The 23,601-nt window shown below is 69.8% G+C and carries 17 protein-coding genes and 6 pseudogenes; 11 read left to right on the top strand and 12 right to left on the bottom strand.

From position 1 onward, the window contains the following. The first annotated feature begins 668 nt into the window (after positions 1 to 668). Entirely contained in the window at positions 669 to 1,220 is a 552-nt protein-coding gene (locus tag AB0946_RS32480; protein ID WP_366764253.1) for an EF-hand domain-containing protein, read from the top strand. A 124-nt stretch (positions 1,221 to 1,344) separates the two neighbouring features. Then, complete coding sequence (locus tag AB0946_RS32475) at positions 1,345 to 1,623, top strand: hypothetical protein (protein ID WP_366764252.1); 279 nt, start codon at positions 1,345 to 1,347, stop codon at positions 1,621 to 1,623. A gap of 1,003 nt (positions 1,624 to 2,626) precedes the next feature. Here AB0946_RS32475 and AB0946_RS32470 read toward each other — a convergent pair. From AB0946_RS32470 to AB0946_RS32455, 4 genes and pseudogenes are all read right to left on the bottom strand, one after another. Continuing rightward, positions 2,627 to 2,875, bottom strand: a pseudogene (locus AB0946_RS32470) (N-acetyltransferase); the annotation flags it as partial. Then, the gene (locus AB0946_RS32465; protein ID WP_366764250.1) at positions 2,872 to 3,291 is read right to left on the bottom strand and encodes an arsenate reductase ArsC; all 420 of its coding nucleotides are present in this window, start codon (positions 3,289 to 3,291) and stop codon (positions 2,872 to 2,874) included. The gene AB0946_RS32465 and the pseudogene AB0946_RS32470, both read right to left, overlap by 4 nt. Beyond that, the gene (locus tag AB0946_RS32460; RefSeq protein WP_366764249.1) at positions 3,291 to 4,007 is read right to left on the bottom strand and encodes a hypothetical protein; all 717 of its coding nucleotides are present in this window, start codon (positions 4,005 to 4,007) and stop codon (positions 3,291 to 3,293) included. The genes AB0946_RS32465 and AB0946_RS32460 overlap by 1 nt, the downstream gene beginning before the upstream one ends. Before the next feature lie 761 nt (positions 4,008 to 4,768). After that, positions 4,769 to 4,948: pseudogene (locus tag AB0946_RS32455) on the bottom strand (helicase associated domain-containing protein); the annotation flags it as partial. A gap of 23 nt (positions 4,949 to 4,971) precedes the next feature. Between AB0946_RS32455 and AB0946_RS32450 the strand changes: the two are divergent. Beyond that, positions 4,972 to 5,426 (top strand): annotated as a pseudogene (locus tag AB0946_RS32450) (FAD-dependent oxidoreductase); the annotation flags it as partial. A gap of 7 nt (positions 5,427 to 5,433) precedes the next feature. On the opposite strand, the gene AB0946_RS32445 reads toward AB0946_RS32450, so the two are convergent. Next, complete coding sequence (locus AB0946_RS32445; RefSeq protein WP_366764248.1) at positions 5,434 to 8,355, bottom strand: M48 family metalloprotease; 2,922 nt, start codon at positions 8,353 to 8,355, stop codon at positions 5,434 to 5,436. Continuing rightward, positions 8,352 to 8,966, bottom strand: a complete 615-nt coding sequence (locus AB0946_RS32440) for a hypothetical protein (protein WP_366764247.1) — start codon at positions 8,964 to 8,966, stop codon at positions 8,352 to 8,354. The genes AB0946_RS32445 and AB0946_RS32440 overlap by 4 nt, the downstream gene beginning before the upstream one ends. Positions 8,967 to 9,196: 230 nt before the next feature. Here AB0946_RS32440 and AB0946_RS32435 point away from each other — a divergent pair. Beyond that, positions 9,197 to 9,394 (top strand): annotated as a pseudogene (locus AB0946_RS32435) (hypothetical protein); the annotation flags it as partial. Here the strand turns inward: AB0946_RS32435 and AB0946_RS32430 are convergent. Next, positions 9,350 to 9,994, bottom strand: coding sequence for a hypothetical protein (locus AB0946_RS32430; RefSeq protein ID WP_366764342.1), 645 nt, complete (start codon positions 9,992 to 9,994; stop codon positions 9,350 to 9,352). The pseudogene AB0946_RS32435 and the gene AB0946_RS32430 overlap by 45 nt on opposite strands. A gap of 496 nt (positions 9,995 to 10,490) precedes the next feature. Between AB0946_RS32430 and AB0946_RS32425 the strand changes: the two genes are divergently transcribed. After that, on the top strand, positions 10,491 to 10,952 hold the full coding sequence (locus tag AB0946_RS32425) for a hypothetical protein (protein WP_366764246.1): 462 nt from the start codon (positions 10,491 to 10,493) through the stop codon (positions 10,950 to 10,952). 15 nt (positions 10,953 to 10,967) lie between these two features. Here AB0946_RS32425 and AB0946_RS32420 read toward each other — a convergent pair. Next, positions 10,968 to 11,252 (bottom strand): annotated as a pseudogene (locus AB0946_RS32420) (transposase); the annotation flags it as partial. 171 nt (positions 11,253 to 11,423) lie between these two features. Between AB0946_RS32420 and AB0946_RS32415 the strand changes: the two are divergent. From AB0946_RS32415 to AB0946_RS32405, 3 genes and pseudogenes are all read left to right on the top strand, one after another. Then, positions 11,424 to 12,241: pseudogene (locus AB0946_RS32415) on the top strand (IS5 family transposase); the annotation flags it as partial. Positions 12,242 to 12,257: 16 nt separating this feature from the next. Continuing rightward, entirely contained in the window at positions 12,258 to 13,316 is a 1,059-nt protein-coding gene (locus AB0946_RS32410; protein WP_366764245.1) for a class I SAM-dependent methyltransferase, read from the top strand. 634 nt (positions 13,317 to 13,950) lie between these two features. Beyond that, on the top strand, positions 13,951 to 14,853 hold the full coding sequence (locus AB0946_RS32405) for a glycerophosphodiester phosphodiesterase family protein (protein ID WP_366764244.1): 903 nt from the start codon (positions 13,951 to 13,953) through the stop codon (positions 14,851 to 14,853). Here AB0946_RS32405 and AB0946_RS32400 read toward each other — a convergent pair. Then, complete coding sequence (locus tag AB0946_RS32400) at positions 14,829 to 15,164, bottom strand: hypothetical protein (RefSeq protein WP_366764243.1); 336 nt, start codon at positions 15,162 to 15,164, stop codon at positions 14,829 to 14,831. The two genes, AB0946_RS32405 and AB0946_RS32400, sit on opposite strands and share 25 nt — an antisense overlap. 281 nt (positions 15,165 to 15,445) lie before the next feature. Between AB0946_RS32400 and AB0946_RS32395 the strand changes: the two genes are divergently transcribed. Next, positions 15,446 to 16,624, top strand: a complete 1,179-nt coding sequence (locus tag AB0946_RS32395) for a PP2C family protein-serine/threonine phosphatase (protein ID WP_366764341.1) — start codon at positions 15,446 to 15,448, stop codon at positions 16,622 to 16,624. 25 nt (positions 16,625 to 16,649) lie between these two features. Here the strand turns inward: AB0946_RS32395 and AB0946_RS32390 are convergent, their stop codons facing one another. Then, positions 16,650 to 17,141 (bottom strand): CGNR zinc finger domain-containing protein, encoded by a 492-nt coding sequence (locus AB0946_RS32390; protein WP_366764242.1) that lies wholly within the window; start codon positions 17,139 to 17,141, stop codon positions 16,650 to 16,652. A 64-nt stretch (positions 17,142 to 17,205) separates the two neighbouring features. Between AB0946_RS32390 and AB0946_RS32385 the strand changes: the two genes are divergently transcribed. Beyond that, positions 17,206 to 17,886, top strand: coding sequence for a hypothetical protein (locus tag AB0946_RS32385; RefSeq protein ID WP_366764241.1), 681 nt, complete (start codon positions 17,206 to 17,208; stop codon positions 17,884 to 17,886). Positions 17,887 to 17,977: 91 nt separating this feature from the next. On the opposite strand, the gene AB0946_RS32380 is transcribed toward AB0946_RS32385, so the two are convergent. Beyond that, positions 17,978 to 18,880 (bottom strand): carbon-nitrogen hydrolase family protein, encoded by a 903-nt coding sequence (locus AB0946_RS32380; RefSeq protein WP_366764240.1) that lies wholly within the window; start codon positions 18,878 to 18,880, stop codon positions 17,978 to 17,980. Between the two features lie 1,085 nt (positions 18,881 to 19,965). Continuing rightward, positions 19,966 to 22,809, bottom strand: coding sequence for a BTAD domain-containing putative transcriptional regulator (locus AB0946_RS32375; protein ID WP_366764340.1), 2,844 nt, complete (start codon positions 22,807 to 22,809; stop codon positions 19,966 to 19,968). A gap of 221 nt (positions 22,810 to 23,030) precedes the next feature. On the opposite strand from AB0946_RS32375, the gene AB0946_RS32370 reads away from it, so the two are divergent. Then, positions 23,031 to 23,390: a hypothetical protein gene (locus tag AB0946_RS32370; protein WP_366764239.1), complete on the top strand. Its 360-nt coding sequence runs from the start codon at positions 23,031 to 23,033 to the stop codon at positions 23,388 to 23,390. Positions 23,391 to 23,601 lie beyond the last annotated feature (211 nt).

The following is a 23,601-nucleotide window of genomic DNA, read 5'->3' as shown; positions in this document are numbered from 1 at the left end:
AGGCGGAGGCGGTCCGGTCGTCGACGGCGGCCACATGCACGACGCCCAGACCGGGATCCACGTGCACCTCGTAGACGGCCAGGGACGGGGAAGGCCCGGACCCCTTGGCCCGGGCCTTCCCATCCGCCAGTTGGTGTCCGGAGCCAGGAAACGGGCGGAGCGTGACGGTTCGCCCTTCGGCCACGAGCCGCGCAACTACCGCCGGCCAGTCTCCCGGAACAAGTCGGCACCCGGGCCGGCCGAGCGATATACGGCCTGCGTCCCGGCCCGCTTGGACACGACCGGCGGTGTCCCCCGACCGGCCGCATTCGGCTCGCCGTGCGAACCGGCCGGGGGCAGGATGACGGGCGTGACCAGCGCGCCGATCGTCGTGCATCGACCCTCACGTACGAGCCGGCCGGAACGTCACCAGCCACCCACACAGACGCGGCAAGAACCCCGGCACCGCCTACAGCGACCACCACCTGGACATGCTCCTCGAAGCCGCCGGCCCCGTTGACCCTGGCGCCACCCCGGACGACCCGCAGCGGGGACAGCGGCACGGCGGCCACGCCCACGAGGCCACCGTCGCCTGAGTACATACCCAGGCGCATGGTCCGGTGTCCCTTCGGGACGCTGGGCCCCGTGCCGAGGAAGCCGCGAGACTAGATCACGGAAGGACCCGGCCCATGACCACGACGGCACAGGACATCCTCACCCTCAAGCTCGAGCGCACCTTCGACCAGATGGACGCCAACCACGACGGCTACCTGGACTGGACGGACTACCAAAAGCTCGCCGACCGCTACATCCAGGCCTACCGGCTCGACAAGGCCGACCTCCGGGCCCGGGCACTGCAGACCTTCTGCCAGATCTACTGGCTGGAGCTGCTGCGCCACGCGGGCGTGGACGGCGACCGGCTCACCAAGGACCAGTTCGTCACGGCCAGCCGCCTGGCGGTCATCGACACCAGTCGCCTGAACGTGACCGAAGGCGGCGGACACGCGATCTTCGACATCATCGACGTCGACGGTGACAACGAGATCACCAAGGACGAGTTCGCCCGCTTCCTGAGGGACGTCTGGAAGAGCGACGCACCCGACGCGATGGACATGTTCACCAGGCTCGACACCGACGGGGACGGCGCGATCTCACGCCACGAATTCATCCGCGCGATCCGCGAGTACTACCTCTCCAACGACCCCAACGCACCGGGCAGCCTGTTCTTCGGACACGTCTGACCCCCCGGCCGCGCCGCGAACACCGGTCGGGAGGGACGCCACCGGATCCCGTCCGGTGAACATTCCTCGCTTCGGCTGGCTGACCAACTGGTGCAGCCAGCCGACAGAGCGATCAGGAGGGGACATGGAACCAGCCGCGACAGAGGCAGATGGAGCCGAGGCGCAGGCCCGTGAGGAAGTGCTGGCAGCGATCACCCGGCAGGCCCACTCGGTAGGGGAGCAGACGGACGTCGAGGCATCCCGGGCTCTGGAGTATCTGGCCCGTGCACTGGCAGCCCTTCCCGGTCGTGTCACCACTCAGGAGGGCGATACGGACGCCGCTGCCGGTCTGCAGATGGTGGGCCCCGGGCAGGAACGATCGGGTGGCCACAAAGTCGGCCTGGCCTTGGAGCTTGAGCAGTAGCACGCCGGCTGGTCAGCCCTCACCACAGCAGCGGGCCGCCAGAACCACGGTGCCTGGCCTCGCTGTTCGTCCGCGCGCGGTTGTGCCCAGCCCATGCCGAAGGCGGGGAGTTGCTCAATCCGCTCCGGCGCCAGCGTGGCGGCCCTGCTGCGCTGGCTGCTCGCCGTTGCGACTATGGTCCCCGCTGTCAACAGCTAGCCGTTCGATGTGCTTGCGCCGTACGTGGGGATGTCCTTCACGTTCGTAGAAGTGCTTGGCGGCGGCGTGGTTCATGGCCCACTTGTCGGCCCGGGTACGGCGCGGCTTGGGCTCTGCGGGTCCCGCGCCGCTTGGTGCCTGGTGTCTGGTGTCACTGGCCGGGCGCCGTGCCGCTTTGCCTCTGCCCGGCCCGGCGGCGCTGCTCGTGCCGTCTGTGCGGCGAGGCTGTGCCGTGCTCCTGGGCCCCCGTCGAACCGCCGTGCCGCCGCTCGCTGCCCGTCTCCGCCCGGCAGCGCCGCCCCGGGCGGCCCGCCTCAGCCGCCTCTGCCGCCGGCTTGATGTCCGGCCGTCCTTGCACTGTCCACGGCACCGGCAGCCGCGCCTTCTTTGCGTCGGTGACCATCTCCTCGACACCGCACCGGCGGGCGCAGGAGGACGTGAATGCCGGCCAGACACGCGTGCTCGTGCCGGCTCTACACCCGCACCCGAGTCCGACACCGCCTGGACCAGACGCGTCGGCGCACCGTCGCCGACCGCCCCACCTGCCTGCCGCTGCGCCGGCCGCCGACGGACACCCATGTGCCCGGCTGGCGACCCCCCATCCGCTGACACCCCGACGTTCCTGCGGGGGGAGTGCCGTGGCGCGCGTCCGGCCGACGAGATTCGGGCCGCCCCCCGTCCGGTGAGTCGCTGGGGCGGCCCAGCCCGGACGCGTACCGCCTCGTCGGGTGCCAGGCGACCGCTTCGGGGGTGATGAGGGCTTCCATCCAGCCGGGTCCGCCCCGGCGGCCGGGCTGGATGGCGAAACGCCGGCATACGCCCACCGGTCGGAGACCGGGACCACGGCGGCCCAGCCCAGGACCCGGCCGTCCTCGTCGAGGGCGACCAGACGGTGGGCGGGAAGCTTGGCGCTGTCGAACGCCTCCCAGGTCGCAGTGGTGGTCTCGAAGGTGGCGTTGCCCTCGTCGATGCCCAGCTGGTAGATCGCCAGGACCTGCTCGGCGTGCTCGGGCCGCATCGGCGCGATGCGGATGCCGGTGCTGGTGGCCGTCATGCCGCGGGCTCGATCTCAAGTTCGGTGAGCAGGCCGCGAATGCGCTGCTCGATCTCGTCGCGGATCGGCCGGACTGCTTCGACGCCTTGTCCGGCCGGGTCGTCGAGCTGCCAGTCGAGGTACCGCTTACCGGGGAAGTAGGGACAGGCGTCGCCGCAGCCCATGATGATCACGACGTCCGAGGACTGCACGGCTTCGGTGGTGAGGATCTTCGGGGTCTCGGCGGAGATGTCGATGCCGGCCTCGCGGATGGCCTCGACCACGGCGGGGTTCACGGTGTCGGCTGGGGCGAACCCGGCCGAGCGGACCTGCACGCGGTTGCCGCCGAGGTGGGTGAGGAAGGCAGCGGCCATCTGGGAGCGGCCGGCGTTGTGCACGCAGACGAACAGCACGGACGGGGTGGCGGAGGAGCTCATCAGACCAGGGCGCTTTCGTCGATGGAACGGGCGGGAGCCGCGGGCTGCTGGGGGACGGTGACCTCGTCCTCGCCCGCGGAGGCCGGGCGGTCGAAGCAGACGGCGACCAGGCCGAGGCCGGCGGCGGCGCCGAGCAACTGGGCGGCGAGGAACGGCGGCACGGAGGCGGGGGCGATGCCGGCGTCGATCTCGTGCAGGTCGAAGTAGAGGTTCATCGCGATCGCGTCGCGGCGCAGGTCGACGAACTCCGCGACGGTCGGCACCCGGCCGGCGTCACGGTCCGCGGTCTGCGAGTACAGGGTCCACACGTACCGGTGCGGCCCGTACCGGAACTGAGGCACCCATCCCGCTGAGCGGCCGGGGCAGGACCGGGCCAGGAGATCGGCGAAGGCCTTTTCCAGAGCCGTACGCGGTGGTCCTCCGTGCAGGACCGCGGCTAGGGCGCCGACAGCCGCCCTGGCCGCCGGGACATCGTGGCCGCCCTCGTCGAACTCGTCGTCGAGGGCGAACCCCCAGTAGACCCACTCCGTCAGCAGCGCGAGCGTGTCCGGATCACACGTCGTGTAGCACAGCGCGGCCCACAGCTCCGGCCGAGTGCGCTCCATCCGCTCCCGCGCCGCCCGGTCACGGACGAGTCCGTGACCGTACGCCCAGGCCCACATCCTCTCCGCGGCCCGCTCCATGAGCGGATTCTCGGCCGATGGGTCGAAGGGCATGGGGTAATCCGGAAGCCGGAGCGGGGCCCGGGCCGGTGGAGCGGTCACCGGCTCGCAGGCACGGAACTGTTCCGCGACCCGGGCAGCTGATGTTCCCAGCCCGCTGGGCCGCCACGGTGATGTGCTCTGCATGATCTCCCTCGCGCACTGCTTTGCCTGTACCCGCGCACTCGGCTTGGCCGGGCGCCGGGCCGGCTGAAGGCCGGGGTCAGTGACGTCTGTGACCGTCCGAGTGTCTCGGCCCGGCGGTGGGCCGGGTGCTGTTCCTGATGGGAAACCGCTCGTAAGAGGACACTGGATCAGTGGCCACGGCGCACGCTGCCCCCGCGCGGACAGCAGCAGCCGCAGGCAGTCTTCGCTGGGACTGCCCGTGTCAGCGAGGCGATGGCAGGCAGGGAACGTCGGTGGGGGAGAAGTCCGGGCGGGCACGGTGCCAGCGCGCGGGATGCCGCCACCGGCCGGAGGCGTCACGGGCGACGTCGACGCCGACTTCCACCACCAGATCGGGTTCCACCAGCATGACAGCCAGAGGCTCCCGGCTGCCCACCCCACGGAGAACGACCATCCCGTCCGCGGGTGCCCGTGCCGTCCGGCCGCGAGCAGGCCGGCGACCTCGGCGCCCGCCCGGCGGGCGAGGGTGGTGGTGCGGCCGACGTACGGCAGGCGGCCTTCGTCGTCGAACCGGCCGAGCAGTAGCGTCCGCGGCGCGGTCAGGGAGCCGGTGACCGCGCCGACGATTGCCTCACTCGTCTCACGGACCTGGGCACCATCGCCTCACCCTCGCCCCACACCGCGTCCTGACGCGGCGCGAGGTGCCCGGTTGCCCGCCGATAGGACCGCAGCGCGGCGAGCTTGGCCTCCCACGCTTCCTCGCCCGGCTCCCGGACCATACCGGCCTCCGGCGCGTGCAGGAGGACCTTGCGCCGCTCTTCCGGCTCCCCCGGCCCGCAGCGCCGTCGTCGTCCTGGGGGCCGGTCCGGGCGGATACACGGCCGCTGTCCGGTCGGCCCAACTGGGTTTGCGTACCGCGGTCGTCGAGGAGCGCTACTGGGGCGGGGGGTGCCTGAACGTGGGCTGCATCCCGGCCAAGGCGCTGCTGCGCAACGCCGAACTCGCGCACATCTTCAGCCGGGAGGTCAAGACCTTCGCATCGAGGTGGACGGGCAGGTGCGGTTCGACTACGGCGAGGCGTTCCGGCGGAGCCGGAAGGTCGCCGACGGCCGGGCCAAGGGCGTCAACTTCCTCATGCGGAAGAACAAGATCACGCAGTACGACGGGCGCGGTCACCTCACCGACGCGCACACCCTGAGGGTGACGAGCGTCGACGGCAGCGCGGAGACGGTCACCTTCGACCACTGCGTCATCGCCACCGGCGCCACCGCGAAGCTGCTGCCTGGCACGCGGCTGAGCGAGCGGGTGGGGCCGGTCACTGGCCCGGGTGGTGACCGGCCTCCGCGGTCACTTCGCGCAGGACGCCGCTCAGCCGCTCTGAGAGAGTGACGACGTCGTTCATGCTGGCGAGGTAGAGGTCACGCTTGCCCTCGTCGATGGCCTGCCGGCAGTTTGTGCCGATCCGCCGGCCCTGTGTCGCCAGCGTTGGCCGCTGCCGGGCCACGTCCGGATCGGGCACGGGGAAGTACGCGCCGAGCCGCTGCGCGGCCGTGCGCAGGCCCAGGCAGTGCGGGCGTATGGCGCGGGCCGCATAGCCGTGGTCGGTGAAGGCCCTGTCGTCCTGGAGGGCCGTCATGATGTGCAGGACTTCACCGGTCATCTTGACCAGCAGTTCTCTCCCACCGAGACGCAGCCAGGCGTCCGTCTGGAGGGCGAGCACCTCCTCGGCGGGCCTGGTGTTCTGTGCCGGGATCAGGTCCTGGCGGGTCAGCGAAGTGTGCGCGCCGGAGTGTCCGCCGGTGCCCATGGGGAGGCTCGCCGCGGTGATCAGGGTGAGCGCGATCAAGCAGACGGCCGCCACAGCGGCCTTGCGGGCCGGGGCGCGGGTGTGGCCTCCGTCCCGTGCGGGCCGCAGGCGCGTGCGCCGGTCGCGGTCACCGACGTCCGGGCGCGGTCGGCGCCGCAACCGGAGCACCGCCGTGGCGACCACGGCCGTGAAGACGGAGACGAACAACGCCAGTCCCAGCACGAGCGGCAGCAGCAGCTCGGTCAACGGCCAGGCACCGCCCGGCAACCAGGCGCAGGTGGTGCCCATCGTCGCCAGGGACCTCACGCAGCCGTCGGCCGACAGCAGCAGGAAGGCGGCGGTGACACCGGCGAGTCCCGCCGTCCCGGCGGCCACGGCTGCGGCCGGCACCGGGAGCCGGGGTGTCACCGAGCCCGTCACCGTCGCCGCAGCCACGACCACTGCGGCGAGCACCACGAACAGCCAGGCCACCACCAGCAGGGCCTGCTGCCCCAGCGGCTGCCCGACCGGCGGCCGCACGGCGTGGATACGGGCCAGCACCACCACGACCCCCAACCAGGCGCCGCCGGCCCCGAGGCCCGCGGCCACTGCGAGCCGCCGGAACGACGGCAGCCGCTCGGCCCGCCAGACGGCGCCCTCCCCCGGCGGCAGCGCACGGACCGCCCACGCCGGTGCCTTGTCCGCCGCCCCGATCCCCCACACCAGCAGGGGCAGCACCCACAGGGCCGTCACCGCCCACAGCAAGGGGTCTTGCTCCCACGGCAGGACCATCGACAGCACCACCGCGATCACCGTCAGGGTGCTCGCGCCGAGCGCGGGGCCGGGCAGGTCGTGCTGGAGTGCCGCGCGGATCGCAGGTTCTGAGAACGGCCAGCCGGCTGCGAAGATCCTGCCGCTGCTGTGCCACCAGTCGTAGGTCAGGGCGAAGGCGACCAGTGTGGCCGTGAGACCCGCGGCGAACGCCGGCCGCAGGCGGCTTCCTCGCCAGCAGCGCAGTGCGAGGTCGGCGAACTGCGCCGTCCAGCAGGTGACGACGACGCTGATCACGACGAGCAGTGCGAACACCTCCGGGTGTCTGGGCAGCACCCGCCACCCGGAGACACCGCCGGTCAGCACCTCCCCGAGAACGAGTCCCGCCCCCAGCCACCACCCGGCGCGCAGTCCGGAGGGCGCTCGAACGCCCGTCAGCACGGCCCGGGCCGCCGCACGCCACAGGTTCACGGCGACCGTCGTCGCGATCAGACCCGCGACCGTGGCAGCCGCCAGGCGCACCACCCACCCGGCTCCGAAGCCGTACAGCTCTCCGGCGCAGATCGAAGCGGTCGCGCCCGTGAGGAACAGGGTGAGCGCGGAGGAGTGGAACAGTTCCTGTGCGTCGGCGAGCGCCCGTCTGCGCCGATCCCAGCCTGGATGGCTCCGCCACGCGGCGGCCAGAGCCCGCGCGGCACGGCCAAGCCTGCCACGGTCAGAGGCCGCGGACCCGGTCGCCCCGCCCCAGCCCGCCGGGTCGGCCCCCCACCTGATGGCGTCGGCGTCGGCGTACAGCTCGCGGGTGCGCAGGATGTCGGCGCGCGTCAGGAAGACGAGGGCGATGAGCACCGCCGTGAACGCCACGTCGCGCGAGGTGGCCACCAGCGACGGAGGACCGAAGACCGCCGAGGACAGGGCGTCCCGCAGGGCCAGCACCGCCCAGACCAGGTAACCCGGGAGGACGGCGAACAGGAAGACACGCCACAGGGCCACCGTCGCGTAGGTGATGTCGACGTCCCGGTTGTGGATGTGCGCCAGCTCGTGCAGGACGACGGCGCGGAACCTGCGCGCGTCGCTGTCACGGATGGCGACGAGGCCGCCGTGCAAACAGACGACGTGGTGCCGCCAGCGTCCGAACACCACGGCGCTCGCCGTGCGTGCGGCGGGCGAAACGACGAAGCGCGGCCGCCGCGAGAGGCCGGCGACATCGACGAGTTCGTCGAGAAGGGCGCCCAACTCACCGTGCGGGTCGATCCCTTCGACCGGCACGAGCCTGCGGCCGCGCTGCTTCCACCTGGGCAGCGTCCAGTACAGGACGCAGGCGGCCAGCACGAGTGCCACGACGGCGGCCGGCACCGGCCAGGGGGAGGCGTGCGGGACGAAGCGGTCCACACATGCTCGGAACGCCTCGTCGGACCGCAGCGTGGCCAGGCTCGCACCCAGGAAATCGGCCCGCGGATCCAATCCGGAGGCCAGGGCGCAGCCCGAGGCCATGTTGCGGGGATCGACCAGCGAGTGGAAGACGGCCGACGTCATGCTGGCGCTGCTCGTCACGAAGAGGGAGATGAGCAGGAGGAACCGCGGTCCGGTGCCGGCGCCGAGGAGGCGTTCGTCCATGCGCCCGGGAACGGGCGACGACGCCGTGTCCGTGTCCTTCTCAGGGCCGGGGCCGGGGCTCATGCGCGGCCGCCTCGCTCACCCCGGTCCGTTTCGCGGCCGGCCGAGGGACCATCGTCCGCCGTGGAGACCCGGTGTGGGGCGCGACGGTCCGGTCCCGGATCGGCGCCGTCATCGGGTTCCGGATCGGCGTCGTCGTCCGGTCCCGGTTCGACACCGTCGTCCGGCTGCGGCTCGGCGGGTAGTACGAGCCGGGCCACGACCCGTTCGGCGAGCGCCCCGGCCGCCTCGCGCTCCAGCCCGCTCTCCACAGCGAGCCGGGCCACCCGCGACCGTACGGCTTCCAGTTGCTCGGGCGTCAATTGCGGGAGCAGACGGGACTGTGCAGGCTCTGCCGGCCGGCTCCTGATCCGGCGCAACCACGGACGTGCCCGACGGCCAGCGGAGGCGACGGTGGCGGACACCACCTGCCGTGCCGCTTCGTCCAGCGCCATCCACACCACGGGAGTCAGCAGGGTTGCGGCTTCGCCCAGCCCGAATCCCAGGGGGTCCCGGTGCCGACCGCCCGCGAGCCGTCGCAACGCGGTGTCGTCGTCCACCAGGAGCAGGGCGTCGAGCACGATCAGCTCGTGCGGCGCCAGCTCGCCGACGATGTCCCGGACGACATCTCGCACCGGTGTGCCCGCAGAAGTTTCCGGTCGCCCGTTCATCACATCCCCCGTAGTCACGTCCGTGCACCAGGTCCAAGGTAATGCAGGGGGACGCCCGGCTGGCCGAAACCGCATACGGAGAAGGTCAGTTGACGTGAATCGAGTCGGCGTGGAGCGCCTCCTGGAGCAGCGGACGGACTGTCGGCAGTGGACCGGACTGCGTCCGGAGGCCGGTGGCAGAGCCTGCCGCTAGCGTGCCGACGACCAGACCCGACGCCTCACCAGGTGAAACCGTCGCCGGCTTGTGGCTCGACGGATCCGCCCGGGATGACGTCGTGCCGGAACTCACCGCGCTCGGCCACCGCCCTGTGCCGCTCACCCTCCCGGGCCAGGGTGACGGCGCGGTCTCAGCGACGCGCGACGACCACCGGCAGGCGCTGCTCGCCGCGGTGGGCCCGACTCTCGGAGGACCGCTGCGCCGAAGCCGTCATCCCACTCGAGCAAGGCCTGCGCTGCACGCTCAGCGCAGTGGTACAGCCCCTACGACAACCGCAGGTGGCCTGGATCGACCTCCTCGTCCCCCCCGGCCGAAGCCTGGGACTCCGGCGCCTCGACCTGGACGGCCGCGTAGCGCGAGGCGTACCCCATGACCTCGGCGACGACCGCGCGTTGATCGCGGTGTCGGCTGAAACGGTAGTTGAGCTGCCATCGGTCGACGAGGTCCTGGCCGCGGCGCTGGCCGCGCAGGGCGAGGCCAGGTTGCGGGCGCTTGCGAGGGCCCGGTCAATTGCCGGGGCGTCGGCGGGTACGTCGACGACGGCGGCGAAGCCCTCGTACCGGCGGTACATCTCCGCGTACCGCTCGACCACGTCGAGCAGGAACACCGCCGTGTCCATGGGCAGGGCGAAGACCTGTCCGGGGGAGCGGGCCAGCTCCCAGCCGTGCAGGGCGAGTTCCTCGACGAGCATGGCGACGATCTCGGCGGCCGGCATGGGGCTGCCGCCCATGTCGATGTCCCCCTCCCAGGTCTCTGGCTTCTCCCAGGCAGCCAGGGCCCGGTCGAAGCTGCGCCGCGTACGCCTCGGCCCAGCCCTCCTCCCGGTGAAGTCCCGCTGAACGGTCTCCTCGGGGTGCGCAGGGCACGGTGTTCGAGGCCGTGCGCGGAGTGGAGGACCAGGTGGTCGGCGAGCTCGTGGACCGTCCAGTCGGCACAGACGGAGAGGCGGCGAGCTGCTCGGACACGACGACGCGGGCGGCGCGGGCGGCTTCGGCGGCGCAGACAGTGAGGTGGGTGTGGATCTCGTTCATACCGTCGACCGTACGGAGGGCCACGCCCGCCGGTCTTGAACTTTCGCGACACGCGGCCCACACCGTCCGCCCCGTGAACGTTCAAGGTGCGTATCGGGTGATTTGCCGCGTTTCTGCAGCCGTCACTAGACTGGATCGAAGAATGTTCCGTTCCGGCTGGACCTCGGCCGCCCAATGGCCACCCGGTCGACCGTGACAGGCCCCGGGTCTGCAAGGTCCATTCATCCACAAGGAACGCACATGAGCATCCTCGTGCACTCGAATCCGCGCAGCCGGCGGTGTGCGACCGCCGCTGTGACGGCTGCGGTGGCAGCCGCTGTCAACCTCGCTGCGCCTGGTGCGACATCGGCGCACGCGACACCCGCACGCGCCCACCACGCGGTCTCCCTGGTGAACTGCGCGCCCACCCCGCCGTGGGTGTCGACCTACGCCTTCAACGGCGATCTGAAGATCCAGGGCGGCTGCTTCACCCTCGGCCGTCATGTCTACGTCATGGTGAAACACAACAACGGCACCGTGTACTTCAAGAAGTGGGTGGTGGCCCGCGAACACCCCTTCCTCGCCGGAGGCTGGATCAATGTCAACACGAACCTCCACGCTCCCTGCGGCGGAGCGAGCAACGGATACGTCCGCGGGTACGACGAGTCCACGGACAAGTGGTCGGCCCGGGTCCCCGTGACGATCTGCTCCCTCCTCGACTAGGCAGTTTCGTCTGGATCACCGGGCGGACCAGAGGAGGATGCCGGCAACGTGGAGTGCGGCCAGGTCTTCTCGTAGCGGATCGCGATGCCTCGCCACTGCTTGAGGCGGTTGATGCATCGCTCGACGGTGTTGCGCTGCTTGTAGGTCTCGCGGTCGAACGCTGGTGGCCTGCCACCCCGGCTGCCCCGTCGCTGCCGGTGGCCTCGCTGGTCCGCCGGGACCGGGATCACCGCCCGGATGCCGGCGCTTGCGCAGATGGTCGCGGATCGCGCGGGACGAATTGGCCTTGTCCGCCAGGACCACAAAACCCATCTACCAGGGGCTTCACCACGCTGTCAGCCCAACTTCCCGACTGAGGTACCAGGTTGGAACGGGCTAACGGAGGCGGGCCGCACGACCACTGCTGGCGTGTCTCTTTGAGGGCTGATCAGTTGATCGGATGTGTCTGTCCGGCTAGTGATCACTGATGCGATGTGGGACCGGATCGAGCCGCTGATGCCAGCCGATCCGGTCCGTGGACGGCGATGGGCCGACCACCGCCGAACCCTCGAGGCCATCGCCTGGAAGTACCGCACCTGCTCGCCCTGGCGAGACCTGCCGGACGAGCTCGGCTCGTTCCAAACAGCTCACAAACGGCTCATCAGGTGGGCCGTGGACGGCACCTGGGAACGGATCCTCGCCGCAGTCCTGGCAGCGGCCGATGAAAGCGACGACATCGGCTGGACCGTGTCGGTGGACTCCACCGTCTGCCGGGCCCATCAACATGCTGCTGGAGCGAGGAAAAGGGGGCTTCGGACCGCGCCGAACCAGGCGATCACGGGCTCGGACGCTCGCGCGGCGGCCTGAGCACGAAAGTCCATCTCGCCAGCGACAGCCATGCACGACCCCTGGCCCTCCGCGTCACCGCAGGCCAGGCGGGCGACGCGCCAGCCTTCGAGGCCGTCATGGCCAGCATCCGCGTTCCGCGGAGCAGACGTGGCAGACCGAGGACCCGCCCGGACGCCGTCCTGGCGGATCGCGCGCATTCATCCCGCGCGATCCGTGGGCACCTGCGCCGGCGAGGGATCCGTGCCGTCATTCCGCAGCCGTCCGATCAGGTTGGTCACCGTCTGCGGCGAGGTCGCACTGGCGGTCGCCCGCCAGCCTTCGACGCCGAGGCATACAAGCAGCGCAACGCGGTCGAGCGGTGCATCAACCGACTCAAGCAGTGGCGCGGTCTGGCCCTGCGGACGGACAAGCTCGCCAACGCTTACCAGGCCGCACTCCACCTCGCTGCCATCCTCATCTGGGCCCGCAGGTGCCGAGGTGGCCCACCGCTTCGGCGCCGACGCCATCCTCGACAGCCACCTGCCCATGCTCGACCTGGTCGACATGCTGGCCAGGGACTACCAGGCAACGGACCCGGCGGATTCACGTCATGGCCAATATGTACGTCGCATGAAACCTCGCCAGGAAGGGAGGCGCCTGCCGTGCCGGGACTCGATCATGAGATCCGTGACGAGAGCGACTGAGCCCGATCCGGTAGCCGCGGTGCGGGACTACTACCAGCAGTCAGCAGAACGCGAGGCCAATCGGCTGAGCAGGCCCGCGGATGGTGCCATCGAGCGGGAGTTGCACGCCCGAGCGCTTGAGGACCACTTGCCTCCTGCGCCCGCGCGGATTCTGGACAATGGTGGCGGTCCGGGCACCTGGACCCTGTGGCTCGCGCACCGCGGCTACCAGGTCACCCTCACCGATCTGTCGCCTGCGTTGCTAGACGTTGCCCGCGATCGCGTGGCGCAGGCTCCCCAACAGTATGCCGCGAATGTGGAGTCCGTCACGGAAGCGGACGCGCGTGATCTGAGCGCGTTCCCCGACGCTTCCTTTGACGCCCAACTGTGTCTAGGTCCCTTCTATCACCTGACCTCCAGCACCGACCGCGAGCTGGCCATACGGGAGGCTCATAGAGTCCTGCGACCGGGCGGGCTGCTGATTGCGACCGTGATGCCGCGTTACATGCGATTGGTCACGACCGTCCTGGAGCACGGGTCCGCTGCCTTCACCACAGGTACGGTCGATCTCATTTTGGACGAAGGCCGTTACGATGACCCGAGGCCCGGACGCTTCACTGGTGGTTACCTCACCCGCCCCGACAATGTCGCCGAACTCTTCGAAGACCACGGGTTCCGTGTGCGGTGCGTGCTCGCGTCCCAAGGCATCCTGGCTTGGGCGCAGCCGGAAGTCGCTGCTCTTGCACAACGGGACCCCGGCGCCTACCAGCGATTGCTCAACGTCGCTTACAGGACTGCCAGCGACCCGTCCATTCACGGCATGAGCGGCCATCTGCTCATCGTCGCCGAGCGGCCGATGGTTCCATTCGAGTAGACGCTGGTCACCGGGCGCACCCGAGGAAGATGTCCGGGATGCGGAGTCCGGCAATGTAGATGGTCGCGGTCCGCGAGGACACCTTTGGTGTCAGTCCTCCGCAGGGCCGACCGATGGCGTGGTCGTCTGGTTCGCCCGCGCGGGCGCCCTTTGGGGCCCCGGGCCCGTGAGACCTGCAAGCCGTCACTGGTGCAGAAGAGGAAGAGCCCGACGGGCGATCTCCGTGACCGCACCCACCCGAACTACCCAAGAACTTCATTCACGCGACACTAGTTGTGTGCAGGCGTCACCCATTCGTGACGTCCCAAAGCCTCGATGCCAGGCCCCTTCGGGATCCAGAAATGAGGACGACGCGGCAGCCAGTCGTCGGCAAGGGACGTGGCCCGCGGGCCGTCATTGGGCCAGGCGTTGTCACATCGGTCCCGGCGCGGGCCTACTCTTTCGATGCGGCCGCACCTGCGCGCCTGGCCTTGCCGCCGAGCAGGGCGGTGCTGTCGCCGTCGGTGCGAACCACCGTGCCGGCCACCCGTCGGCGCCTCGGCGGGCGGTAGGTAGTCTCTCCTCTTCCTGGCACTACCGGCGCCGTCTCGACTACGCCGTGCAAGTCTGTGCCGTCGACCCATGAGGAGAGTGGATGTTCGCGCGCGTTTTCCTGTGCGTGGCAGGACTGGGCCTGAGCTTGGTCGCGGTGCTGTTGGTGACGTCCACGGAGACGGACGCGACCAGCCGCGAGGGTGTGGTGAGTGTGGCCCACAGGGCCGGCACCCACGCGGCCCCGGAGAACACCCTGGCCGCGATGGATACGGCGCGGGCACAGGGCATCGACTGGCTGGAGAACGACGTCCAGCGCACCAAGGACGGCACGCTGGTGGTCATCCACGACAAGACCCTGGCCCGCACCACCGATGTCGAGGAGAAGTTCCCCGAGCGTGCGCCGTGGAACGTAGGGGACTTCACCTGGGCGGAGATATCCACGCTGGACGCCGGCGGCTGGAAGGGCCGGCAGTGGGCGGGGGAGAAGATACCGACCCTTCAGCAGTACATGCGCCGCGTGGACGGCAACGGCCAGAAGCTGGTCCTTGAGATCAAGTGGCCGGAGATCTATCCGCGGCTCGCCGAGGACACGGTGAAGGAACTCGGCCGGCTGGGCTGGCTCGAGGGCGACCGGGTGACGGACCGGCTGATCATCCAGGCCTTCGACACCGGCACGCTGCGGACCGTACGCGCTCATGCTCCCGAGGCGCGCACTGCCCTGCTGTCGCGTGAACCGACGGTGAAGGACCTGGCGGGGTATGCGAAGGTGACCGACCAGATCAACATGAAGTACCTGAAGGTGACTCCCGGGTACTTGAAGGCGGCCCATGCCCTGAAGGGCCCGCACGGGCAGCGGCTGAAGGTTTTCATCTGGACGGTGGACGACCCCAAGAGCGCGGTGGAGTTCGCCCGCGGAGGCGCGGACGGGTTCATCAGCAACCGCCCCGATCTTGTGCAGCAGGGTCTTGTCGAGGCGGGCTACACCGACGGCGCCGCGAACTGAAAACCCGACCGTCTGGGCCCAGCGGTCTTCAGGGCCTGTTGCGGCTCCAGCCTCCGGGCGCCCGACGGCCAAAGCACCCACGCGATGTCGGCGCCGACCAGCCCGTTCCGCTCGCCCGTGGTGTCCCAGACGACGAGTTCGCCGTCCAACGCGGTCGCGTCCGGCGGCTGTGCGCACCCGGCCCGCACGTCGGGGAACGCCGGCAGCAGGTGGGTGCCGCGGCGCGAGCGCAGCACGATGTGGCCGGCCTCCACCGACACCGCGGCCCGCCATCCGTCCTGCTCCAGACTTTGCCGTGTCTCATGAGACATCGGCCTGTCGAAATGACTGGGGCCTGCGGTTGTGGAAGTGTGGCCGAATACGTCAGCGCCTCGTCGAGTTGCGCGACCAGACGGCGGCGCCCTCAGGGGGGAGCCGGGGCGATTCGTCTCCTGTACGTACAGCTTGACCGCCGACCGTGATCACGCACGGATTGACGCCTGCTGTCCCGGTTCCCAAGCTGTAGAAGGGGCTGGTGGAAGGGGCCGTGGTCGTGAGCGGTAGGCAGAGTGGCCTTTCCCAGCTGCTGACTGCGGCGGAGAGGGCGGCGCCGGTGGATGCCGTCGCGGTGGTCGCTGAGAACCTGCGGCGGCGTTTCGGGGCCACGGAGGTGTCGTTCCTCATCGTGGACCTGACGGGGAAGGCGGTGGCGCGGCTGGCTACTGCCGACGGTGTGGAGGGTGGGCGGGAAACGGAGCGGATTCCCATGTTCGGCAGCGTCTACGAGCAGGTGATCCGCACCCAGCGGCTGTATCAGGAGGCAACCGGCCAGGGACAGCGGGTGATCGTGCCTGTCAGCAACCGAGGGGATGCCATCGGAGTGCTGGAACTGCTCCTGCCCGCCGATCCCGATGACGAGGTCCTCGACGAGGTCGGAGAGGCCGCCCACATCCTGGCCTACGTGGTGATCGCAAACGGACGCTTCACCGACCTCTACACCTGGGGCAAACGCTCCAGGCCCCCCACGCTGGCCGCTGAAATCCAGTACCAGCTGCTGCCCCCGTCACTGTCGTGCGAGGCTGCGCAGTTCACTTTGTGCGGGCACTTGGAGCCCTCCGAAGACCTCAGCGGTGACACCTTCGACTACGCGCTGGACCGCGACACTCTGCATGTGTCGGTGACCGACCCCATGGGCCACGACATCGATTCGGCCCTGGCCGCCACGGTGCTGGTGAGCGCCCTGCGGGGCGCCCGTCGGGCAGGAGCCGGCCTGGCCGAGCAGGCCCACCGGGCCGACCAGGCCCTGGCTGGCCACGGCCACGGCCATGCCACCGGGCAACTGCTGCGGATCAACCTTCGCACGGGTCGGGCCCAGCTCGTGAATGCCGGACACCCCTGGCCACTGCGTATGCGTGAGGGGGCCGCGGAGGTGATCAGCTGCGAGGTGGACCATCCCTTCGGGCTGTCCGTGTCCGTGCCGCACCCCTACCGTGTTCAGGACATTGACCTGCGCCAGGGTGACCGTCTGGTCATGGTGACCGATGGCATGCTCGAACGTCATGGGGAGAAGGTCGACCTGCTGGCCTTGCTGGAGCGCACCCGTGATCTGCACCCGCGGGAGGCGGCGCTGACGCTGACGTCCGCGGTCCGGGACGCCGCCGGGGGCCAGCTCGTGGATGACGCAACCGTGATGTGCCTGGACTGGCATGGCCCCCAGCAGACCCTGCGGCAGGTCGGCTCTGGCGCGGACACCCAGCAGGCTTCCGCCGGCCGCATGAAGCAGGAGCGGTGACCAGGGTGCTCTCGTGGACGGTGTGCTAGGAGTTCTTTGCCGTCCGGGCCCGATAAGCCGCGACCGTCGTCCGGCTCGCGCACGCGTTACAGCAGAACCGGCGCGTCCGGTTCCGTGACTGGTCCACGAAGTAGTTTCCGCACCCGGCCGCGGCGCACCGCCCCAGCGTCACCGCCGGATCCCCGGCCACGACCAGGGCCAGCTTGGCGGCGATCAGCTGGCCGACCCAGCGCTTGGCCGGGGTGCCGTTGCGGCTGAAGTGGATGTGCCAGCCGCCGAGGCCGTCATGGTCGGACAGATGCATTTCCGGCGGGTATTCGCGCAGCAGACGGTGCACGGCTTCGGGGGCGGCGCCGTCGACCGACTGCGCCAGGGCCGTGCGCACGAGGTCCGGCAGCTCGCCGTAGTCACCGTCCGGCGGGGGAGTGACCTCGTGCTCTGCGAAGAACGCGGCGACCAGTTCGCCATGCTGGTCGAGGGTCCCGGTATTGGCCAGCTCGACGGCCAACCGCGTCACGTTCCCAATGTAGTCACCGTATTGCACTTGACCACCTACATCGCCGCTTCCTACTGTAGGCGCCATGCTATCTGATGACACCTACGTGGCCCGCCGCCTGCAGCTCCTCGGGGAGTGGGACGCCGCCCTCGCCGCCTTAGGCCCGGACGCCGAGCCGGAGCTGCGCGCGGAGATCGCCGTCGACCGCTGGTTCTTCCAGATCGAAGGACACGAGGAGGCCGAGAAGGCAGTCGCGGCGCTCGACCCCGCATCACCAACCGCACACTTGCTCACGGCGCGACTGGCCTACAGCCGCCTGCTCTTCCAGCGCGACCCCCGCACCGACGACCGCGCCGTGGCGGAGGCGGGCTACCGCGCGGCAGTCGAGAGCGGCGACGAGAAGCAGCGTGCCTGGGCCGAGTACCACTGGGCCGTCCTGCTGGACAACATCGACGAGGACCCGACGGGCGCCCTCCCTCTCTACGAGACGGCTCTCGAGGTCGCAACGAAGTACGGCGACGGCTATTTCGAGTCCTACATCATCCGGCACCTCGCACCGCACAAGGAGCCCGCCGAACGGATATCGATGCTGCGCCGCTCACTCCACCTGCGCGCCGCACTCGGCGCCCGGCCCCAGACGATCGCCGCGCAGGCCCTCCTCGCCGACAACCTCCCCGAAGGCGACCCCGAGCGCGCCGAGCTCATGCGGACGTTCCGCCCGGGTGCGGAAGAACTGCACATTGGCTGGCTCCTGCACGAGGGCTGATCCGCCGCGCGCTCCGGCGCTGAGCAGGTACGGCAGGGCCGGCCACCCCCGAGACAGAATGATGCGCGTGCCCCGGACGCCTGATGCGGCACTAGAAGGTCGCTGTCCGGTCCTCGCTGCGCGGGTCGCTCACCTGATGCTCCGTGTAGATCCCTGCGCGCGCCTCACGACGCCAGGGGCGCCTGTAGGTCACAGCGTCGGCGGCGGCCTCGGAACTGTCGTCGAGGTTCACGACGGCTACCGACGGCGAACCGTCCGCGGGGCACCGTGCAAGCCAGTCGCCGTTGGGAGCGACGACTCCGGACGGTGCGGTGGCGCTGTGCTGTGAGGGCACTGACAAGCTGACCCAGTAGCTGTTGACCGTGGCGTGCCCTTGGGCTTGGGCGGCGGTGTTCCCCGGGGTGCCGCTTGTAGAGAACAGGACGCAGTCGACATCCAGCTTCTCGTATTGTGCGAACAACTCGGGGTAGTGGATCTCCATGCCGAGCAGGCAGCCGAAGCGCATACCGTCGACTTCGAAGGTCACCGGTGAGACGCCCGGCGAGTACATGTACGAGACCTTGGTCTTCGACAGGAGGCGCTCGTCGTAGCGTGTGACGACGGTGCCGCGGTCGGAGATGACGTAGAGGCTGTTGTGCGGGCGGTTCGGCTCGGTCAGGCGGTGCACCGAGGCGATCACCGTCCACAGCCGCAACTCGTGGGCCAGCTCGGCGATCGCGGCCAATTCCGATTGGAGCACCGGCCACTGGCATCGGTCCCAGTCCGCCGGGCCGACCGCGTCCGGGCCGTCGACGGACATGACGAACTTGCTGGGGAAGCAGATCGCGCCTTCCGGAAAGTGCACGATCCTCGCTCCCTGAGCACTGGCCTCGCGCATCAGGGCACGGACCTCACGCCCGCTTTCGCGCAGCGCTTCAACGTCTCGGGGGTCTTCGCGTACAGGAGTCTGCGCTACGGCAAGCCGCGCGCTCTTGGGATTCCTTGCTTCCGACATGACGTCTCCTGATGGAGTCGGACGGAAGTGCCGCAGGGCGGACGTGTAGGACTCGCCGGTCTTGGCGGCGCGGGCACGCACTTGGCGCTTGAAGTTCCTACGGGCTGTCATCGCGGCCTTCCACGCCTTGAGCGACGGCTCCCCAGCAACCTCGCCCGAGGCGATCGGGCTGCAACAACGGCCTGAGACGCTGGTCCCTTTGCCTCCGATGGGAGACCGCGCTGGGGACGGTCGCGGGAGGTTCGGCGTAGGCCACGCAGTCGGCCATCATGCCGTCACTCGCAGAGCCCGTCAACGTCCTTCAACACATCCAGCACACCGTCGACTGGCCGACTGCAGGAGAGACCGCCTCGGTTCTGAACTTGACAGAGAAGGCCCGAGCAGCGCAGGAGCTCCTCCCCGTCGAGTGAGGACAGGGGGCCGCGCGAGTTCGCGAGCACCGTCCTGGATGTCTTTGGCGATCTCTGCGATGAGCTCGTCCCCGGCCGAGGGGGCATGGCCGGCGGCCCGGGACAGCGTGGTGCTGCGGCCGGCGTATTGCAGGCGGCCCGTGGCGTCGTACCGGCCGGGCAGCACCGTCCGGGCACCGCGACGGAGCCGATGACGGCACCGACGATGGCCTCGGTCGTGACCCGCACCTTGTACGTGAGCCAGGAGCGCACCGGCCGCTGCGGCTCATCCAGCCGCTTGAAGCACAGCCCCTCCAGCCCGGCCACCGTCCACGCAAGCCACTCACGTGCCACCGCCGGGTCAGTGGTCGACGGGCACAGCGTCAGCGGCGCCTTCAGCTCGGGGTCCCGGCGGCCAAGGGTTCGGCCGCCGCCTACTACCCGGAGACGAACGTCCTGGTGCCGCTCGGCAGCGTTGCCGACGCAAGCAACGAGCCCACGTCGAAGGGCATCGTCGTCCGCCTCGAACCCACGGACGACCGATCCCGGCCGGCACCCGTCTGACCGGCGCCGATGACGCCGCACCCCTGCGGGGCCCCGCTGGCAGCAGCCGGGCCCCGCCGTCCGCCTGGCCGGGTTCGGAATTCTCATCAGAGAAGGTCGCGGAGCCAGCCCTGGGTGACAGCGGAAAGGTGTTCAAGGTTCCTCCCGCGATCGCAAGGCCCCGCTGAGGTTCTGGAGCATGCTACGGATCCGGTCCAGTTCGGCGTCGTGGCGCCCCGCGTCGGTGAGGATGGCGATGGCTCGTTGCCAGGCGTCCTGTGCCGCGTTGAGGGAGCCGGTGGCACGGTGGAGTTCTCCGAGGTGGACGAGAGTCTCTGCCTCGTTGTAGCGATGGCCCAGTTTCCGGTTGAGCTCCAGACTGTGCTGGTGGCAGTCGAGGGCGTTACGGCAGTCGCCGATCTGCTGGTAGGCGTAGCCGAGGGTGTCCCATGTGCCGGCTTGGCCGCGTTCATCCTGAAGTTCTTGTTGCAGGGCCAGCGCCTCCCGGCAGTGGGAGATGGCCTGCTGGTGGTGACCTAGCTGGATGTGGTCCCAGCCGACTGCATTGAGTGCTCTGGCGCGTCCGGGACGGTGGCCGAGCGAAGTGAAGAGCTCCAAGGCAGTGAGATCGTGACGGAAAGCGGTCTGCTGGTCGCCTTGGTACTCCTGCAGCCAGCCCAATGCGATGTGGGTGTGGGCCTGCCCCAGGACATCGCTGACCTGCGTGGATAGTTCGAGCGCCCGTAGAAGTGCGCGGCTGGCCTCGGGGCCGCGGCCCGTCAGCGCGAAGGCGTAGGCGAGCTCTCGATGGCACTCGGCCTGTGCCGAGTGGTCCCCGAGCCGCGCAGCGGCTGTCAGGGCCGTTCGTTCGACGGTCTCCACGTCGTGCCACAGTCCGCTTCGGGTGAGGAAGGTGACGATTGTCCATGCCAGTTGCCAGGCGTGGGAATCGTTGCCGGCGAGCGCCGCTTGTTCAACGGCCGCAGTCAGAGGTGCTCGCTCATGGGTGAACCATTCCAGAGCCTGGCGATGGGTGGTGAGCTGTTCGGCAGAAACGCCGTCTGCCGCGGGTGTCAGGCTGATCGGGTCCCGGTGGGGTAGTAGCAGTCTGTCGGCGGCGTACGCGGTGTGCACGTAGTGGTCGAGTATCCGGCCCAGCGTTGCACTCCGCTCCTTGTCGGTGGCGAGAGTGTCGGAGAGTTCGGTGGCGTAGGCGAGCAGCAGGTCGTGGAAGCTGTAGCGGCCTGGTGCGTGTTCCTGGAGAAGATGTGCGGCCTGCAGTCTGCGCACGTGGGTGCGGAGGCGGGGGAGGGGTAGAGCGGTGAGGCTGGCGGCGGCGGGCAGGCTGATGTCGGGGCCGGGTGCCAGGGCGAGCTGTCGGAACACGTGGGCTGTCTGCGGGTCGAGGGCGCGGTAGGAGGCGGCGAAGACCGCACGTAGGTTGGCGGTCGTTTCGCTGGCGTCCAGGACGTCGAGCCGCGGCGTGGTCTCCTGGAGTTCCGCGGCCAGTGCTGCCAGGGTGAGTGCGGGGTTCATGGTGACACGGGCTGCCAGGATGCTGATCGCCAATGGCAGGCCCGCGCAGTACTTCACGAGAGAACTGACGGCTTCGGGTTCGGAGGCGATCCTCTGGGGGCCGAGGTGGCGGGTGAGTAACTCGTGTGCCTCGGCGTCGGTCAGCACATCCAGGGTGAGAGGGGTCCCGCCGTGGGTGGTGATCAGGCCGGCGAGTTGGTGACGGCTGGTGACCAGGACGGTGCAATGAGGACTTCCCGGGAGCAGAGGCAGCACTTGGGCGGTGTCACGGGCGTTGTCAACAACGATGAGAAGGCGCCTGTCCGCGACCAGGCTGCGGTAGAGCGCTGCCTGGGCATCCAAGTCTGCGGGGATCTGAGCAGGGGCAACGCCGAGGGAGTCAAGGAACATGCGCAGCGCCGCTTCTGGCGGCATCGGTTCGCCGGACAGAGAGAAGCCGCGCAGGTCGGCGTACAACTGGCCGTCGGGAAAGCGCTCCTGCTGCCGGTGGGCCCAGCGCAGAGCCAGCCAGGTCTTGCCGATGCCGCCGATACCCCCGATCGCGGAAATCACCACCGTGCCGCCCCGCTCAGCCTGTGACTCCAGCAGGTGATCCAGACTGGCCAGCTCGCGGTCCCGGCCGACGAAGAACGGCGGAGGCGCCGGGAGCTGCCGGGGCACCGGAGCGGACTTCGATCCGGTCCCGGTCGCGGACCTGGGGGCGGATGTGGTGAGGACCGGGTCTGCCGCGAGAACCTGCTGATGGAGCTGCCGCAGCGCCGCGCCAGGGTCGGTGCCCAGCTCTTCCGCCAATCGCCGCCGGATCTCCTGGTAACGCGCCAGGGCGTCCGCGGACCGGCCGCCGCGGTAGAGCGCCAGCATGAGCTGACCGGCAATCCGCTCATCCAGCGGATGGGCCTCAGCCAGCGCGAACAGTTCGGCCAGTACCCGGTCGTACTGTCCCAGACGCAGCCGGATGTCGGCCAGGTCCAGCTGCGCGGCCAGCCGCTCCCGTTCGAGGAAGTCGCGCTGGGCGTTGAACCACGGGGTGTCCACCCCGGTGTACGCCACCCCGCGCCACAGTCCCAGAGCCTCTTCCCATAACGAGGCCGCCTGCTCGTCGTCGCACATCCCGCGGGCCTGGTCGACCAGGTCACGGAACCGGTGCACATCCACCGACCCGGCCGGCACCTTCAGCCGATAGCCGCCCTGGTCCCGCACGATGTCCGCCCCGGCCTCGGGCAGCACCCGCCGCAGCCGGGACACATAGCTGTACAGCGCTTCCCGGCCCCGACCTGGTGCATCCGCTCCCCAGACCCGGTCCACCAGCACATCCGCCGGCACCACATCGTCAGCGTCGGCGATCAACGCCCCCAGTACCCAACGCTGCCGCGCATGGCCCACACCCACCGCCACGCCACCTCGCCACACCGCGATGGCGCCCAGGACCCCGAAACGCACCGCCACATCCACGCCCTTCATGGCCACGTCACTCTGCTTACCCGCCGCTGACCACCAGGTACAGCCCGATTCCAGACTTCCCGAAGGTTTCCCGAAGGCCGCCCCGGCACATTGGGGGCACACGACATCCCGTTGGCTTCAGAGCAATCGACACCGGGACGCTTTCGCAGACACCCACCACAGTCAGAACCACCGCCGCTGCGAGCGGTGAGAACCAGACCCACTTACGACAGGAATCCGACATGCGTAAACACCGAGCCCTGGCAACCGCCACCGCGCTCGCCGCCACCCTTACGGTGAGCGGCATCACGGCGACCACCGCAAGCGCGACCGGGACGGGCGCCGCAGTCACCTGCAGCGGCTGGTCACACTCCGTCAAGGACGGCCGAACCGGAGCCGTACGAGCCTCCGCCGCCCCCGCCGCAGTCCACACCGGCCCCTACGGCGCCTGCACCACAGTCGGCACCATCAGTGACGGCGTTCCCATCCAGTACGACTGCTACGTGGTGAACGACTACGGCAACACCTGGACCTGGGTCCACGGATTCGGCTGGGTGTTCGACGACTACCTCGTCGGCAACGGCGCGTCCACGCACTGCTGAATCACCCACCAACCACACCCCACCGAACCGGGCCTGCACCGGCGGTCGCGCGGGCCGATCCGCGCGGCTGCCGGTGCGGGCCCTTGCTCCGAAAACCCGAAGCGCACCGTCATGCGTCGGACAAGGGGCTGCCGCATCCCAGCACGGCAGCGGGCCTTCACGTTCAGCCCATGCCAGCGAGGTAGTGAGCGGTGGGACGCTGCCGGGAGAC

This window comes from Streptomyces sp. NPDC046870 (assembly GCF_040704595.1).
Classification (GTDB): domain Bacteria; phylum Actinomycetota; class Actinomycetes; order Streptomycetales; family Streptomycetaceae; genus Streptomyces; species Streptomyces argyrophylli.
This window is presented reverse-complemented; position numbering and strand designations above follow the sequence as displayed.